The sequence below is a fragment of the Streptomyces sp. NPDC032721 genome, from assembly GCF_055579625.1.
This window is the reverse complement of the sequence record NZ_JBVIMX010000043.1, coordinates 10,506-25,227: the sequence shown is the minus strand read 5'-3', so window position 1 is coordinate 25,227 and position 14,722 is coordinate 10,506. Positions and strand designations below refer to the sequence as shown.

The window sequence follows — 14,722 nt, the reverse complement described above, 5'->3', positions numbered from 1 at the left end:
GTGGCCACGCATTTCCCTGCTCTCCGGAGTCTTGGGCTTTGGGGGCGCGGGGAACTGCGCGAGCAACCACACTCGACCCGCGCATGCGAACCCCCGGCCCCGCGGAGCGGTTTAGGGAAGGGGCGGGGAGGGGCATCGGCCCGCCGCAGGCGCGACGCCGCCCAACCGTCCGGGCGCCGCCCGGGTTCCGTCGCAGATTCAGCGCAACGGGAAGGCGCCCTCCGCCCGCCGCACGGGTGCGACCCGGCCCCGGCCTACTCCTCCAACACCCCCACCACCCTGAACCTCTCCGTCACCACCATCGTCTCGTCGTCCACCGAGAAGTCCGGGTCCCCCATCGCCTCCCGCATCTCCTCCCGCCCCCAGAACTCCTCGTGCCTGGCGCGCCACTCCGCCAGTGACCCGTACCCCTCGCCCTCGTCGAGGGCGAACTGGAGGTCGATGTCGCCCAGGCGCACCACCCGTACCTCCGTCGTCTCCACGACCGCCACCTCGCGCCCGGCCGAGTCGATCAGGGCGGCGAGTTCGCCGACCGGGGGGAGTTCCTCGTCCTCCTTCTCGAACTCGCACAGCAGGCTGGAGGTGGTCACCTTCTCGCCCGCCAGCACCGCGGCGACCAGCCGGTCGCGCAGCGGGCCCGGACGCGCGAGCATGAACGGCGGCAACGCCGGCCGCGTGGCCATCCCCCTCGTCGAATCCGTACCCTCGGCCCTCAACTCGTCGTTCATCCCGCCACTTTATCCCCCAAACCCCACCCCACCAGCGGTAATCCCACCCGCGCCAGCGTCAACTGCGCCGCAGGAACGACCAGTTGGCATAGACCAAAATCCGTCGCCCCTTGACGCGGAGCCGCCCCTACCGCTTTGCTGTGCGTGATCAAACGCTGGCTCGTCGCGCCGTGGAGGTACCCCGCGGATGGCCCCACCTCCGCCGCTCCTCGGCCGCTCCCGTCGTCGCGGTGAGCAGCCGCCGGACCCCGCCCTCGACGACGCCGAACTCATCGACGTACGCGACCAGTTGGCCCAGGGCCGCTGGACCGCCGTCCGTACCCTGCTCGCCCGCACCGGCGACGCGTGGGACCGCAGGGGGCACCGCCTCCTGGTGCTCGCCGAGCCCAAGGGCACCCACGCCTGGACCCAGGACTGGCTGCTCGCCGAACCCGAGAGCGCCGACGCCGCAGCCCTCCTGGCCTGCGCGGAAGTCCAGCGCGCCCTGGTCGGCAAGGGCTGCCCTGACCGGGCCCGCAAGGCCTGCCGGACGGCCGCCGAGCGGTACCCGCAGGACCCCTCCCCATGGCTCGCCCTGCTTCTCCTCGCCCGCCACCTCGGCACCGAGGAAGAGGTCACCCAGCTGTACGACCAGGTCAGGGCCCGCCACCCGGAACACCACCACGCCCACCACCTGATCATCGCCCGGCTCGCGGAGCGTCGCCCCGACATAGGGCAGGACCCCCTCCACGAGGTGTACGACTTCGCGTCGTGGGCCGCCGAACAGGCCCCGGCGGACTCGCCGTTGGCGATCCTGCCGGTCGTCGCGCACGCCGAGCGCTACCGCGTCCTGGCCGTCGCGGGCCAGATCCCGCCCGACCCCGCGCAGTCCGGCCACTGGACCGGGCGCCGGGCCCGCCAGGTGATGAAGGCGGCCTTCGACTGGTGGCTGGAGTGGGAGCACGAGGAGCACCCGCGCTCCCGCATCGACCTCAACTTCCTGGCCCACGCGAAACACTGCGAGGGACGCACCGCGGAGGCCGCCGCCCTGTTCCACCGGATCGGCCCGCACCGCACCGCGGCCCCCTGGTGCTACCCCGACCGGGACCCGTACCAAGCGTTCCGCGCCGCCCGCAGCGCCGCCCTGGGCGACGGATGACCCGACACGGCACCCGACGCGGCACCCGACGCGGCACCCGGGGCCGCACCCGACGCCGCACCCCGGGCGACACCTGACACCGAGGCACGCCCCGCGCCCGCCGCACGACCGACGGCGTGCCCGGACACCTTCCACCCCACCATCCACCGAAGGGACAACCCCGCGATGTCGACGGGCAGTTCGACCACGAGCAGCAGAGACGGCAGAGACGGCAGGAACGGCAGGAACGGCAGGAACGGCAGGAACGGCGGCGTCGGCAGCGACGGCAGCGCCGCGCCGGGCGGCATCAACACCTACAAGGGCGAGGAGGGAGCCCTGCGCGCCGACCGCCTCAGCACCGGCGGCCTGCTGCTCTCCGTCCTCGCGGCCAGCGCCATCCTGATGACCGTCGCCGGCGTCATGCCCACCCTCTTCGGTGTGATGGGCGTGGTCGGCCAGCCCCTGCTGTACGTCATCATCGGCGCGATCCTGCTGCTCTTCAGCCTCGGCTACTCCGAGATGAGCCGGCACGTCCACAACGCGGGCGCGTTCTACGCGTACATCGCCCGGGGCCTCGGCCCGACCGTCGGCGCCGGTGCCTCGATGGTCGCCCTCGTCGCGTACAGCGCCATGCAGGTCGGCATCTTCGGCATCCTCGGCTTCGAGGTGTCCGGGCTCTTCTCCACCTACCTCGGTCTCCAGGTCTCTTGGTGGGTGATCGCGGTCGTCTCGGTGGTGGGCATCGGCCTCCTCGGCTGGCTCAAGATCGACCTCAGCGCCAAGGTCCTCGGCGTGCTGCTGGTCATCGAGTGCATCCTCGTCGTGATCTTCGATGTCGCCGCGATAGCCTCCCCGGGCCCCGAGGGCCTGTCCTTCGAGGCCTTCAACCCCGACACCCTCACCGGCGCCGGCCTCGGCACCGCCCTGTGCTTCTGCATCGCCGCCTTCGTCGGCTTCGAGCAGGCACCGGTGTACGCGGAGGAGACCGCCCGCCCCCAGATCGTCGTACGGCGTGTCATGTTCCTGGCGGTCGGTGCCGGTGTCGTCTTCCTCGCCGTCAGCTCCTGGGCGATGTCGGTCGCCGCGGGCCCCGGCAACGTCGTCGACGCGGCCAAGGAGCAAGGCCCCGGTCTGCTCTTCTCGCTCACCGAGTCCCGGCTCGGTTCCACCTACAACGACGTCCTGCACGTGCTGTACGTGACCGGAATGATCGCGGCGCTGCTCAGCTTCCACAACGTCGTCGCCCGCTACGCCTTCGCGATGGGCCGCGAGGGACTGCTGCCCGCCGCCTTCGGCCGCACCAACAAGTCCAGCGGCGCCCCCGCCACCGGATCGCTCCTGCAGACCGCTCTCTCGCTGGTGATCGTCGCCGTCTTCGCGTTCACCGACGACAAGCCGAACGGCGATCCCACCGTCCCGGTGCTGCACCTCTTCACCTGGATGGGCAACATCGGCGCACTCGGCGTGATGGTGCTGATGGCCATCGCGTCCTTCGCCGTGATCGCCTTCTTCGTACGGCGCGGAGCCGCGCGTGCCCAGGCCGGCCGGCTGATCGCCTCCGGCATCGCGGGCATCGCCCTGACCGTCATCACCGTCTTCACGGTCAAGGACTTCGACGTCCTGGTGGGCGCGGGCCCCGGCTCCGCCCTGAGCTGGATCCTGCCGAGCGTCATCGGCCTCACCCTGATCGGCGGCATCCTCTTCGGCCTGGTGCTGCGCTCCCGCAAGCCCGCGGTGCACGCCCGGATCGGGCTCGGCAACGAGGCGTTCCAGCTGGACAAGGCGGCGTCCGAGTCGGCGGCGGCACGCGGCTGACCGCAGCCCGGCCCCCGCGGCAGATGTGACGAAACCCTGACGAGCACTCGCGGCCCCTTTCTCCCGGCGGCCGCGAGTGCTCGAATCATCCGTGTGACCCCTGAAGCCCCCACCCCTCGAACCCCGCCCCCGGACGGACCACCGCACGCCCCCGGCCCCGAAGGACCGGCCGCTGTCGGCCCCGGGCCCGCCCCCGCCGACCCCCCACGCGGCGCCCCCGTCGGCCGCCGCCTCGTCCTCGGGATGCTCGGCCTCGGCGCGGCGGGCGTCGCCGCGGCCCCGTACGTCCAGCGCGGCATCGACTCCTTCCTCGGCGCCGCGGCGGGCAAGGACCCCACCGGGATCACCGGCCTGCTCCCCGGCAGCGGCGGCTTCCGCTACTACTCGGTCGCCTCGTCCGTCCCGAAGAAGACCCCGGAGAACTACCGGCTCACCGTCGACGGACTGGTCGACCGCCCCGCCGCGTACACCCTGGCGCAGCTCCGCGCGCTGCCGCAGACGCGGATCGTCCGCGACGTCCAGTGCGTCACCGGGTGGCGGGTGCCGGAAACCCCCTTCGAGGGCGTACGGCTGTCACACCTGCTGGACCTCGCCGGAGTCCGCAAGGACACCGCCCGCGCGATCCGCTTCACCTGCTTCGACGGCACGTACAGCGAGAGCCTCACGCTCCAGCAGGCGGGCCGCCAGGACGTGCTGGTGGCGCTCAGGATGCAGGACAAGGACGTCACCCATTCCCACGGCGGCCCGGTGCGGCTGTACGTCGCACCCATGTACTTCTACAAATCGGCCAAGTGGCTCTCGGGCATCACGGTCACGGACCGGGTCGTCCCCGGCTACTGGGAGGAACGCGGCTATGACATCGACGCCTGGGTCGGCAGGTCCAACGGACGCACCGACACCCCCACCGTCTGAACTCCCTGCCCGGGTACGGAGGTTCAGCCGCGCCGAACGCCACGTCCACCGCGCCACCGCCTGGCTCACCCTCACCTGCGTCGGCACGGCAGCCTGCCTCTACCTGCCCTTCCTCGCGGAACTGGTGGGCCGCCGCCACCTGGTGGTCACCGTGCACATCTGGACCGGCGTGCTGATCCCGGCCCCGTACCTCCTGGGCCTGCTCTCCCGGGCCTTCCGCGCCGACCTCTCGCTGCTCGGCCGCTTCACCCCGTACGACAGGGACTGGCTGCGGGCCGTCCGCCGAAGGCAGTTCGTCCGCCCGGCGGGGAAGTTCAACGCGGGCCAGAAGCTGTACGCGGGCTGGATCGCGGGCGCCGCCCTGGTCATGCTCGGCACCGGCCTGCTGATGTGGTTCACCCACCTCACCCCGCTCGCCTGGCGCACCAGTGCCACCTTCGTTCACGACTGGCTCGCCCTGACGATGGGCGTCGTCATCGCCGGACACCTGTGGATGGCGTTCACCCACCCGGAATCCCGCGTCGGCATGCGCACGGGATCGGTCGACCGGGCGTGGGCCGAGGACGAACACCCGCACTGGCGCCCGTAGCAGGCACCGGTCACCCTCTGCGTACGATGCCGCGCCCGTTACGCGACCAATGCCCCAAATAAGGGTTTCTCCATACCCGCTGCGCCCGTAACGATTACGACGTGTGAGGAATTCCTCAGCGCGCTGTTTCCCCACCGTTCACTCTTGACGCACCAGTAGCCACGCCCGAGCATTCTCCGCATGGCCTTGTCAGACAGCCGGACAAGCCCCGCGAGCCCCGACGGACCCCATGGTTCCGCAGGGAATCAGGGCACCCCCGGCATCCCGCGACGCGTGAGCGCGACCGATGTCGTCCTCACGCACCTGCGCGATGCCATCGGGTCCGGCGAACTGGCCGTGGGCGACAAGCTCCCCACCGAGGCGGAGCTCGGCCGGCACTTCGCGGTCAGCCGCTCCGTCGTCCGCGAGGCGCTGCGCACCCTCCAGGCCCTGGGCCTCACGGTGTCACGCGCAGGAAAGGGCACGTACGTCGAGTCCGCGGGCCCGACGCACAACCCGGTCTTCGGCTCGTACTCGGCCCGTGACCTGCTGGAAGTACGCCGTCACGTGGAGATCCCCGTGGCGGGGTACGCTGCTGGACGCCGCACCCAGGACGACATCGATCATCTCCTCACGCTGATCGCGAGCATGGAACGCGAGACGGATCCCACCGCCTGGGTGGCCCTGGACTCGATGTTCCACCTCACCGTCGCCCGGGCCTCGGGCAACCCCGTCTTCAGCAAGATCATCGAGGAGATACGGGACGCCCTCGCGCGGCAGTCCACCTTCCTGAACCAACTCGGTGACCGGCGACGCCAGTCGGACATCGAGCACCGGGCCCTGGTCGAAGCGATCGTCGAGGGGTCCGAGGGGGCAGCCGTGCACGCCATGGCCGCCCACCTCGAACTCGTCGAGACCGCCCTGCGATCGATCGTGCGCCCCGGGACCGCACATCCCCCACACGAAGGCGAAGCGCTACATGAGTGACCGCACCAGCACTGCGGCAGTTCAGCCTGCCCCGCCGTCCCCGCCCCCGACGTCGCAGCACGTCGACGCGGGTGACGAGGGCTACAGCAAGGACCTCAAGTCCCGCCACATCAACATGATCGCCATCGGTGGCGCCATCGGCACCGGCCTGTTCCTCGGCGCCGGCGGCCGGCTGGCCGGCGCGGGCCCCTCCCTGGCCATCGCGTACGCCGTCTGCGGCGTCTTCGCGTTCTTCGTCGTACGCGCACTGGGCGAGCTGGTCCTCTACCGCCCGTCCTCGGGCGCGTTCGTCAGCTACGCCCGTGAGTTCATGGGCGAGAAGGGTGCCTTCGCGGCGGGCTGGCTGTACTTCCTGAACTGGTCGACCACCGCCGTCGCCGACATCACGGCCGCCGCGACCTACGCCCACTTCTGGGCCATGTTCAGCGACGTACCGCAGTGGATCCTCGCCCTGATCGCCCTGGCCGTCGTCCTCACCGCCAACCTCATCTCGGTGAAGTACTTCGGCGAGATGGAGTTCTGGTTCGCGATCATCAAGGTGGCCGCACTGGTCGTCTTCATGCTGATCGGCATCTACCTGGTGGTCACCCAGACCCCGGTCGACGGCCACACCCCTGGCTTCTCCACCATCTCCGACAGCGGCGGCATCTTCCCGATGGGCATGCTGCCGATGCTGCTGGTCGTGCAGGGCGTCGTCTTCGCGTACGCCTCGGTCGAGCTGTGCGGCGTCGCCGCGGGCGAGACCAAGGAGCCCGAGAAGATCATGCCGAAGGCGATCAACTCGATCATGTGGCGCGTCGGCGTCTTCTACGTCGGCTCGGTCGTGCTCCTCGCGCTGATCCTCCCGTACACCGCGTACACCGACAAGCAGAGCCCGTTCGTCACGGTCATGGACAAGATCGGCGTCCCGGGCGCCGCGGGCGTGATGAACCTGGTCGTCCTCACCGCAGCCCTCTCCAGCCTCAACTCCGGGCTCTACTCGACCGGCCGCATCCTGCGCTCGATGTCCCTGGCGGGCTCCGCCCCCAAGTTCACCGGCCTGATGAACAAGGGCCAGGTCCCCTACGGCGGCATCCTGCTCACCGCGGGCTTCGGCGTCCTGGGCGTCGCCCTGAACTTCGTGGTCCCCGACGACGCCTTCGAGATCGTGCTCAACTTCGCCTCGATCGGCATCCTCGGCACCTGGGCGATGATCATGATCTGCTCGCTGCTGTTCTACCGCCGCTCCAAGGAAGGCCTGCTCAGCCGGCCGAGCTACAAGTTGCCCTGGGCCCCGTACACCCAGATCGTCACGCTCGTCTTCCTCGCGATCGTGGTCTTCCTGATGTGGTACGGCGGCGGAGTCGGCCGGACCACGGTCTACTGCCTGCCGATCATCGCGGCGGCCCTCGTCGGCGGCTGGTTCGTGGTCCGCGGCCGGGTGGCCACGATCGCCGCGGAGCGCGCGACGACGGACGGCATCCCGACCCAGAAGAGCTGACCGCACCCCCCTTCGCAGCACCGTCGGCCGCCCCTCTCCGGGGGGGCGCCCGACGCGCGTATCGTCGTACGCATTCGTGATCCGGAAGGAAGTCAGCGCATGTCGCAGCAGGTACGCGGGGTCATCGCCCCGGGCAAGAACGAGCCGGTACGCGTCGAGACCATCGTCATCCCGGACCCCGGGCCCGGCGAGGCCGTCGTGAAGATCCAGGCCTGTGGCGTGTGCCACACTGACCTGCACTACAAGCAGGGCGGCATCAACGACGACTTCCCCTTCCTCCTCGGCCACGAGGCGGCGGGAATCGTCGAGTCCACCGGCGAGGGCGTCACCGACGTCGCGGTCGGCGACTTCGTGATCCTCAACTGGCGCGCGGTGTGCGGCCAGTGCCGGGCCTGTCTGCGCGGACGCCCGCAGTACTGCTTCGACACCCACAACGCCAAGCAGAAGATGACCCTGCTCGACGGCACCGAACTCTCCCCGGCCCTGGGCATCGGCGCCTTCGCCGAGAAGACCCTGGTCGCCGCCGGACAGTGCACCAAGGTCGACCCCGCGGTCTCCCCGGCCGTCGCGGGCCTCCTCGGCTGCGGCGTCATGGCGGGCATCGGCGCCGCCATCAACACCGGCAACGTCGGCCGGGGCGACTCGGTCGCCGTCATCGGCTGCGGGGGAGTGGGCGACGCCGCGATCGTCGGCGCCCGCCTCGCCGGAGCGTCGAAGATCATCGCCGTCGACATCGACGACCGCAAGCTGGCGACCGCCAAGAACATGGGCGCCACCCACACGGTCAACTCCCGCTCCGGCGACCCCGTCGAGGCCATCCGCGCCCTCACCGACGGCAACGGCGCCGACGTCGTCATCGAGGCGGTCGGCCGCCCCGAGACGTACAAGCAGGCCTTCTACGCCCGCGACCTGGCCGGCACCGTCGTCCTGGTCGGCGTCCCCACCCCCGAGATGCAGCTCGAACTGCCCCTCCTCGACGTCTTCGGCCGGGGCGGCGCGCTCAAGTCCTCCTGGTACGGCGACTGCCTGCCCTCGCGGGACTTCCCCATGCTCGTCGACCTGCACCAGCAGGGCCGTATCGACCTGGCCGCCTTCGTCACCGAGACCATCGGCATCGACGACATCGAGAAGGCCTTCGCGCGCATGCACGAGGGCGACGTCCTGCGCTCGGTGGTGACCTTCTGATGGCCGCCCGCACCGACCACCTCACCACCTCGGGCACCTTCTCCCTCGACGGCGGCACCTGGGACGTCGACAACAACGTCTGGATCGTCGGCGACGACACCGAGGCGATCGTCATCGACGCCGCCCACGACGCCGACGCCATCCTGGCCGCACTCGCCGGACGCACCCTGCGCGCCATCGTCTGCACCCACGCCCACAACGACCACATCGACGCGGCCCCGGCCCTCGCCGACGCCACCGGCGCCCCGATCCTGCTCCACGAGGACGACCTCCCCCTCTGGAAGCAGACCCACCCGGACCGCGCCCCCGACGGCCCCCTGACCGACGGCCAGGAAATCTCCGTCGCCGGTACGACGCTGAAGGTCCTGCACACCCCCGGCCATGCCCCGGGCGCCGTCTGCCTCTACGCCGAGGACCTCGCCACCGTCTTCACCGGCGACACCCTCTTCCAGGGCGGTCCCGGCGCGACGGGCCGCTCCTTCTCCCACTTCCCGACGATCGTCGACTCGATCCGCGACCACCTGCTGACGCTCCCCGCGGAGACGTCCGTACGCACCGGCCACGGCGACCCGACCACCATCGGCGCCGAGGCACCCCACCTCGACGAGTGGATCGCCAGGGGCCACTGACCGACCAGGAAACCCCGACGACGACGGCCCCGCAGTCTCCACTGCGGGGCCGTCGCCATTCAACGAAATCCGTAGCCCCTCCAACCCTTGACAACGGATTCCGCAACTCCGAAGAATCAAGAGGCAGTTGACGCCAGCCACCCCACGAACCACCCCACGAGCCACCCCGCCAGCCATCCGGAGAACGCACCCCCATGCCCACGAGCCCCGCCACACCCACCGGCACCGCCCTCCTCCGCATGATCCACACCCAGGCCGACGCCCTCGACCGCGTCGCGGCCCAGGACGTCTCCGCGGCGGCCGACCGCCTCGCCACGGCCCGCCGCGTCATCCTCGTCGGTACGGGAACCAGCCAGCACGCCGCCGAACTCGGCGCCCACCTTCTGGAACAGGCCGGCCTCGACGCCCGCTGGCACTCCGGCGCCCACGCCGCCCGCTGGGCCGCGGCCCCGCGCGAGGGCGACACCCTCCTCGTCATCACCCACACCGCCGAGACCGCGTACGCGGCGAGGACCCGTGCGGCGGCCCTCGCGGCCGGTCTCCCGGTGGTCTCGGTCACCGGCCGGGACCGGGGCTGGCCCGAGGCCGTCGAGACCGTCGTCCCCGAGGAGTCCGAGACCTACACCGTCAGCTACACCTCGGCCCTCGGCGTACTCGCCCGCGTCGCCCACCACCTCGGGGCCCCGGAAGGATCCCCGGGCCAGCTCCACAGCGCCGCCGAAGCGGTACGCGCCGTCTGCGCCGACCCCGCCCTCGACGCGGTCCCCTTCCCCTCCCGCAGCCTCGCCCTGATCGGCTGCGGCCCCTGGGGCGTCACCGCCCGGGAAGGCGCCCTCAAGATCCGCGAGGCGGCCCGGATGCTCGCCGAGGGCTTCGAGTCGGACCGCTTCCTGCACGGCGCGGCCGTCCCGCTCACCGCCGCCGACGGGCTGCTGGTCCTCGAACCCGCCTCGGACGTTGACGGCCTGACCGGAGCCCTGGGCAGGGCGGCGGCCCGCGAAGCCGTCCCCGTCACCACCCTGGCCGCACACCCGGGCGCCCCCGCCCTGCCCCCGGTCCTGGCCCAGATCCCGCTGACCGTCCGCCTCCAGCTCCTCGCCGAACGCTTCGCCGTCCTGCGCCACCAAGACCCGGACGTGGCGATCGTCGGCGCCTGGGCGGAGTCCGCGCTGTGGGAGGCGGGCGGCCCGGAGGCCCCGTAACCGTACGGGCAACGCAGAAGGCCCCAGTTCGAGAACTGGGGCCTTCGCTGGTGTCCGAGGGGGGACTTGAACCCCCACGCCCGATAAAGGGCACTAGCACCTCAAGCTAGCGCGTCTGCCATTCCGCCACCCGGACAAGGTGTGTGTGGTTCGGGACTGTTTCGCGCTGTCCCGTTCCGACGTGGAAAACAATACCAGGGGTTCGGGGTGCCCGATCACCACCCCCGATCCGGCCTCCCACCTGCATGAACGGCGTATTGCGCAGGTGGGCCCCCCTTGGGCGGCGGAGCTGCGGGCGAGAGGATGGAGGGGACCACCAGCAACGCAGTGGGAGGAAGCAGCGTGAGCGAGTCGAACACCACCCGGAAGGTGACCGGCGAGGACGAGGTCGTCGACCTCTGCCGGGATCTCATCCGCATCGACACCAGCAACTACGGCGACCACTCCGGGCCGGGGGAGCGCAAGGCCGCCGAGTACGTGGCGGAGAAGCTGGCCGAGGTCGGCCTCGAACCGAAGATCATCGAGTCCCACCCCGGACGGGCCTCGACGGTGGCCCGCATCGAGGGCGAGGACCGCTCGCGGCCCGCGCTCCTCATCCACGGCCACACCGACGTCGTACCGGCCAACGCGGCGGACTGGACCCACGACCCGTTCTCCGGCGAGATCGCCGACGGCTGCCTCTGGGGCCGGGGCGCGGTCGACATGAAGGACATGGACGCGATGACCCTCGCGGTCGTACGCGACCGGCTGCGCTCGGGCCGCAAGCCCCCGCGTGACATCGTGCTGGCGTTCCTCGCCGACGAGGAGGCCGGCGGCACCTACGGCGCCCGGTACCTCGTCGACAAGCACCCCGACCTCTTCGAGGGCGTCACCGAGGCCATCGGCGAGGTCGGCGGCTTCTCCTTCACGGTCAACGAGAAGCTGCGCCTCTACCTGGTGGAGACCGCGCAGAAGGGTATGAACTGGATGCGGCTCACGGTGGAGGGCACCGCGGGCCACGGTTCGATGACCAACAAGGACAACGCCATCACCGAGCTCTGCGAGGCGGTGGGACGGCTCGGCCGTTACGAGTGGCCGGTGCGCGTCACCAAGACGGTGCGCTCCTTCCTCGACGAGCTCTCCGACGCGCTGGGCACCGAGCTCGACCCGGACAACATGGACGAGACCCTGGCCAAGCTGGGCGGCATCGCCAAGATGATCGGGCCGACCCTGCGCAACTCCGCCGCGCCCACCATGCTCGAAGCGGGCTACAAGGTGAACGTCATCCCCGGCGATGCCAGCGCCCAGGTCGACGGCCGCTTCCTGCCCGGGTACGAGGAGGAGTTCCACGCCGACCTCGCCCGCATCCTCGGCCCCCGGGTGAAGATCGACGAGGAGCGCTCGCACCGCGACAAGGCGCTGGAGACCGACTTCGACGGCAAGCTGGTCGACGCGATGCAGCTCGCGCTGCGCGCCGAGGACCCGATCGCCCGCGCCATCCCGTACATGCTCTCCGGCGGCACCGACGCCAAGCACTTCGACGACCTCGGCATCCGCTGCTTCGGCTTCGCACCGCTCCAGCTGCCGCCCGAGCTGGACTTCGCGGGCATGTTCCACGGCGTCGACGAGCGGGTGCCCACCGAGGGGCTCAAGTTCGGCGCACGCGTACTGGACCGCTTCATCGACGCCTGCTGATGCCCGGGGCGGGGGTCGCGGAAACGTATTGCCCAACTAATCGCCCGTACGTGCTACTTGAATGAAAAGAGTGAATACGGGGATCGGGTCGTAGCCCCGCCGGTTTCTCTTCGTTACAGGTGGTGCGGTCCGCGGCTGGGATCGCACTTTCCAACTAGGAGGAACAATGATCAAGAAGGTCGTCGCTGCTGCGGCTGCCACTGGTGGCCTCGTTCTCGCTGGCGCGGGCATGGCTGTCGCCGATTCGGGTGCCCAGGGTGCTGCGCTGAACTCCCCGGGCGTGCTCTCGGGCAACGTCGTTCAGGCCCCGATCCACGTGCCGGTGAACGCGTGCGGCAACACGGTCTCCGTGATCGGTCTGCTGAACCCCACCTTCGGCAACACCTGCATCAACAAGTGACGCTGTGTGTATGACCCCTTGAGGGTCTGAATTCCCGGGCGGCCCCGGAGTGCGCGCCATGCACTCCGGGGCCGCTCCGGTATTTCGGCCCGCGGACAATGACGTCCGCGGGCATCCCGGAAGGCAGAGACAGGGGAACGATCCCATGCGTCAGGTCACCAAAAAGGGTCTGATCACCTTCGCGGCCGCCGGTGGCGTGCTCGCGCTGAGCGGCGGTCACGCGCACGCCGACTCGGGTGCGGACGGCACCGCATCGCACTCGCCGGGCGTACTGTCCGGCAACTCGGTGCAGGTCCCGATCGACGTCCCGGTCAACGCGTGCGGCAACACCGTCAATGTCGTCGGGCTGCTCAATCCGGCGATGGGTAACGCCTGCGCCAACAAGTCCGGTGCCGCCAAGCCGGCCGCTCCCGGTCAGGGACAGACCGGCCCCGGCACCAGCACCGGCGGCGGGGCGTCCGCCGGGGGTGACACCAGCCACTCGCCCGGAGTCGCCTCCGGCAACAACATCAAGGTGCCGGTCCACATCCCGGTGAACGCGTGCGGCAACGGCGTCAGCGTCGTCGGACTGCTCAACCCGGCCATGGGCAACGACTGCGTCAACCAGTCAGGACCGAGCGTTCCGGCCACCCCCGACGAGCCGCCGCGCCCGGTCACCCCGGTCACCCCGGTCGTGCCCGACGAGCCGCCCGTCCCGACGCCCGACGAGCCGCCCACCCGCGCGATCCCGAACACCCCGCGGACGCAGGCCGTCACCCAGCCCAGGGGCACCGAGCTGCTCGCGCAGACCGGTGCGTCCGGCTCGCTCGGCACCGTGATCCCCGCGGGCGCGGGCCTGCTCCTCGCGGGCGCCGTGCTCTACCGCCGGGCCCGTTCGGCGGCGTAACGGACTCACCGGAATCACGGCACAGCAGCACGAAGCACTTCACGGAGCGGGCCCCGTGGTCGCGGGGCAAGCTCCGTGAAGTGCCCGGGCCACGAGCGCGGTCAGGTCACCAGGTGGCGCGCAGCTGGCGGATGATCCGCCTGCGCAGCCGCACCCGGCGGCTCCCGTCGTGGCGCAGGATCAGTCGGTCCAGCTCCCAGTGTCCGTACTCGGCGTGGTCGGTCAGCAGACGCGTCGCATCCTTGCGGGAGACCCCGCGCGGGACGTACACGTCGACAAATTCGTATTCCGGCATCGCATCTATTGTGCGGGCAGAGGTCCTCTACGGATAGCGTCTGCACTATGTCTGATGCCGCTCAGCCCACCGCTGCCGAGGTACGCGCCGCCGCCGAGGCGGTAAAAGCCGCGCTGGACCGCCACCTTGAGGCGGTCGAGCGCCGTTCCGGAGACGACGACCCCGCCGTCTACGACGCCTTCAACGAACTGGCCGCTGCCGCGGAGGACTACGACGAGCTGCTCTACGAGCGCTACGACGAGGTCACCCCCTTCGAGATCCCCAGCCCCGAGACCTCCTTCCCGGCCCACACCGGGCCACTGGACGCGCTCAGCGTGCTGATCCGGCGCGACTACGCGGTGGCCCAGCCGCAGCGACTGCTCGCCCAGGCGCAGCGGATCGCCGACCTCGACCCGGACGTCGGCACGAGCAACGGACTGCCCGCCTCCGCCGGAGTCGTCGGCAGCAGCGTGCAGGCGGCGCTCGGGGTGCTCTTTGGGGAGTACGAGCCCGATGAAATCGCCTCCCGGCACAAGGAGTTCGGCCTGGAGGAGGGCGACTCCACACTGTGGGTCGCCGCAGTGGAGGAGCTGCCGGATCCGGGGGAGTGGCTCAACTCCCCCTTCGACGGCGCCGATCCGCAGAGCGTCGTGTGCCGCTTCGACGTCAGCTCGGTCTTCGACGACGACGAGATGGACGACCTCGAAGAGGTCTGAGCAGCCCGGGCCACGGATTCCACGGCGGAGGGGGGGGGGGGGGGGGGGTTTTCCCCCCCCCCCCCCCCCCCCCCCCTCCCCCCCCCCCCCCCTCCCCCCCCCGCCCCCCCCCGTGCCCGGAACCAAAACTCCCCCCACCCAGTGGTACC

General features: G+C 70.8%; 15 protein-coding genes and 1 tRNA gene. 13 read left to right on the top strand and 3 right to left on the bottom strand.

The features are described from left to right. Nucleotides 1-254 precede the first annotated feature (254 nt). Nucleotides 255-683 (bottom strand): ASCH domain-containing protein, encoded by a 429-nt coding sequence (locus ACZ5PB_RS42420; protein ID WP_468698989.1) that lies wholly within the window; start codon nt 681-683, stop codon nt 255-257. A gap of 232 nt (nt 684-915) precedes the next feature. Here ACZ5PB_RS42420 and ACZ5PB_RS42415 point away from each other — a divergent pair, with 232 nt between their 5' ends. The 9 genes from ACZ5PB_RS42415 to ACZ5PB_RS42375 all read left to right on the top strand — a co-directional run bounded on the left by ACZ5PB_RS42415 (nt 916) and on the right by ACZ5PB_RS42375 (nt 10,623). Beyond that, nucleotides 916-1,866 carry a hypothetical protein gene (locus ACZ5PB_RS42415; RefSeq protein WP_468698986.1) on the top strand — a complete coding sequence of 317 codons (951 nt, stop codon included), beginning with the start codon at nt 916-918 and terminating at the stop codon, nt 1,864-1,866. A 165-nt stretch (nt 1,867-2,031) separates the two neighbouring features. Continuing rightward, on the top strand, nt 2,032-3,660 hold the full coding sequence (locus tag ACZ5PB_RS42410; RefSeq protein WP_468698985.1) for an APC family permease: 1,629 nt from the start codon (nt 2,032-2,034) through the stop codon (nt 3,658-3,660). 93 nt (nt 3,661-3,753) lie between these two features. Further along, nucleotides 3,754-4,572 (top strand): molybdopterin-dependent oxidoreductase, encoded by an 819-nt coding sequence (locus ACZ5PB_RS42405; protein WP_468698984.1) that lies wholly within the window; start codon nt 3,754-3,756, stop codon nt 4,570-4,572. Then, on the top strand, nt 4,514-5,161 hold the full coding sequence (locus tag ACZ5PB_RS42400) for a cytochrome b/b6 domain-containing protein (RefSeq protein ID WP_468698982.1): 648 nt from the start codon (nt 4,514-4,516) through the stop codon (nt 5,159-5,161). The genes ACZ5PB_RS42405 and ACZ5PB_RS42400 overlap by 59 nt, the downstream gene beginning before the upstream one ends. A gap of 180 nt (nt 5,162-5,341) precedes the next feature. Next, entirely contained in the window at nt 5,342-6,127 is a 786-nt protein-coding gene (locus ACZ5PB_RS42395) for a FadR/GntR family transcriptional regulator (RefSeq protein ID WP_468698980.1), read from the top strand. Further along, nucleotides 6,120-7,607 carry an amino acid permease gene (locus tag ACZ5PB_RS42390; protein WP_468698979.1) on the top strand — a complete coding sequence of 496 codons (1,488 nt, stop codon included), beginning with the start codon at nt 6,120-6,122 and terminating at the stop codon, nt 7,605-7,607. Before ACZ5PB_RS42395 ends, ACZ5PB_RS42390 begins: the two co-directional genes overlap by 8 nt. Before the next feature lie 99 nt (nt 7,608-7,706). Then, entirely contained in the window at nt 7,707-8,792 is a 1,086-nt protein-coding gene (locus ACZ5PB_RS42385; protein WP_468698977.1) for an S-(hydroxymethyl)mycothiol dehydrogenase, read from the top strand. Then, entirely contained in the window at nt 8,792-9,421 is a 630-nt protein-coding gene (locus ACZ5PB_RS42380; RefSeq protein ID WP_468698976.1) for an MBL fold metallo-hydrolase, read from the top strand. Before ACZ5PB_RS42385 ends, ACZ5PB_RS42380 begins: the two co-directional genes overlap by 1 nt. 194 nt (nt 9,422-9,615) lie before the next feature. Next, nucleotides 9,616-10,623 carry an SIS domain-containing protein gene (locus tag ACZ5PB_RS42375; protein ID WP_468698975.1) on the top strand — a complete coding sequence of 336 codons (1,008 nt, stop codon included), beginning with the start codon at nt 9,616-9,618 and terminating at the stop codon, nt 10,621-10,623. Nucleotides 10,624-10,671: 48 nt separating this feature from the next. Here ACZ5PB_RS42375 and ACZ5PB_RS42370 read toward each other — a convergent pair. Further along, nucleotides 10,672-10,759 (bottom strand) — tRNA-Leu (locus ACZ5PB_RS42370). 206 nt (nt 10,760-10,965) lie between these two features. Here ACZ5PB_RS42370 and ACZ5PB_RS42365 point away from each other — a divergent pair. The 3 genes from ACZ5PB_RS42365 to ACZ5PB_RS42355 all read left to right on the top strand — a co-directional run bounded on the left by ACZ5PB_RS42365 (nt 10,966) and on the right by ACZ5PB_RS42355 (nt 13,583). After that, complete coding sequence (locus ACZ5PB_RS42365; RefSeq protein WP_468698974.1) at nt 10,966-12,297, top strand: M20/M25/M40 family metallo-hydrolase; 1,332 nt, start codon at nt 10,966-10,968, stop codon at nt 12,295-12,297. Between the two features lie 166 nt (nt 12,298-12,463). Beyond that, nucleotides 12,464-12,697, top strand: a complete 234-nt coding sequence (gene chpH / locus ACZ5PB_RS42360; protein WP_468698972.1) for a chaplin ChpH — start codon at nt 12,464-12,466, stop codon at nt 12,695-12,697. A 145-nt stretch (nt 12,698-12,842) separates the two neighbouring features. Continuing rightward, on the top strand, nt 12,843-13,583 hold the full coding sequence (locus tag ACZ5PB_RS42355) for a chaplin (protein WP_468698971.1): 741 nt from the start codon (nt 12,843-12,845) through the stop codon (nt 13,581-13,583). Nucleotides 13,584-13,689: 106 nt separating this feature from the next. Here ACZ5PB_RS42355 and ACZ5PB_RS42350 read toward each other — a convergent pair whose 3' ends face one another. Further along, entirely contained in the window at nt 13,690-13,878 is a 189-nt protein-coding gene (locus ACZ5PB_RS42350; RefSeq protein ID WP_468698969.1) for a DUF5703 family protein, read from the bottom strand. A gap of 47 nt (nt 13,879-13,925) precedes the next feature. On the opposite strand from ACZ5PB_RS42350, the gene ACZ5PB_RS42345 reads away from it, so the two are divergent. Further along, nucleotides 13,926-14,573: a hypothetical protein gene (locus ACZ5PB_RS42345; RefSeq protein ID WP_468698968.1), complete on the top strand. Its 648-nt coding sequence runs from the start codon at nt 13,926-13,928 to the stop codon at nt 14,571-14,573. Nucleotides 14,574-14,722: the final 149 nt, after the last annotated feature.

Excerpts from the sequence above, each read along its gene's own strand:
- ACZ5PB_RS42420 (WP_468698989.1), bottom strand. The coding sequence starts at position 683 with ATGGCCACGCGGCCGGCGTTGCCGCCGTTCATGCTCGCGCGTCCGGGC.
- ACZ5PB_RS42415 (WP_468698986.1), top strand. The coding sequence starts at position 916 with ATGGCCCCACCTCCGCCGCTCCTCGGCCGCTCCCGTCGTCGCGGTGAG.
- ACZ5PB_RS42410 (WP_468698985.1), top strand. The coding sequence starts at position 2,032 with ATGTCGACGGGCAGTTCGACCACGAGCAGCAGAGACGGCAGAGACGGC.
- ACZ5PB_RS42400 (WP_468698982.1), top strand. The coding sequence starts at position 4,514 with ATGACATCGACGCCTGGGTCGGCAGGTCCAACGGACGCACCGACACCC.
- ACZ5PB_RS42395 (WP_468698980.1), top strand. The coding sequence starts at position 5,342 with ATGGCCTTGTCAGACAGCCGGACAAGCCCCGCGAGCCCCGACGGACCC.
- ACZ5PB_RS42390 (WP_468698979.1), top strand. The coding sequence starts at position 6,120 with ATGAGTGACCGCACCAGCACTGCGGCAGTTCAGCCTGCCCCGCCGTCC.
- ACZ5PB_RS42385 (WP_468698977.1), top strand. The coding sequence starts at position 7,707 with ATGTCGCAGCAGGTACGCGGGGTCATCGCCCCGGGCAAGAACGAGCCG.
- ACZ5PB_RS42380 (WP_468698976.1), top strand. The coding sequence starts at position 8,792 with ATGGCCGCCCGCACCGACCACCTCACCACCTCGGGCACCTTCTCCCTC.
- ACZ5PB_RS42375 (WP_468698975.1), top strand. The coding sequence starts at position 9,616 with ATGCCCACGAGCCCCGCCACACCCACCGGCACCGCCCTCCTCCGCATG.
- chpH (WP_468698972.1), top strand. The coding sequence starts at position 12,464 with ATGATCAAGAAGGTCGTCGCTGCTGCGGCTGCCACTGGTGGCCTCGTT.
- ACZ5PB_RS42355 (WP_468698971.1), top strand. The coding sequence starts at position 12,843 with ATGCGTCAGGTCACCAAAAAGGGTCTGATCACCTTCGCGGCCGCCGGT.
- ACZ5PB_RS42350 (WP_468698969.1), bottom strand. The coding sequence starts at position 13,878 with ATGCCGGAATACGAATTTGTCGACGTGTACGTCCCGCGCGGGGTCTCC.
- ACZ5PB_RS42345 (WP_468698968.1), top strand. The coding sequence starts at position 13,926 with ATGTCTGATGCCGCTCAGCCCACCGCTGCCGAGGTACGCGCCGCCGCC.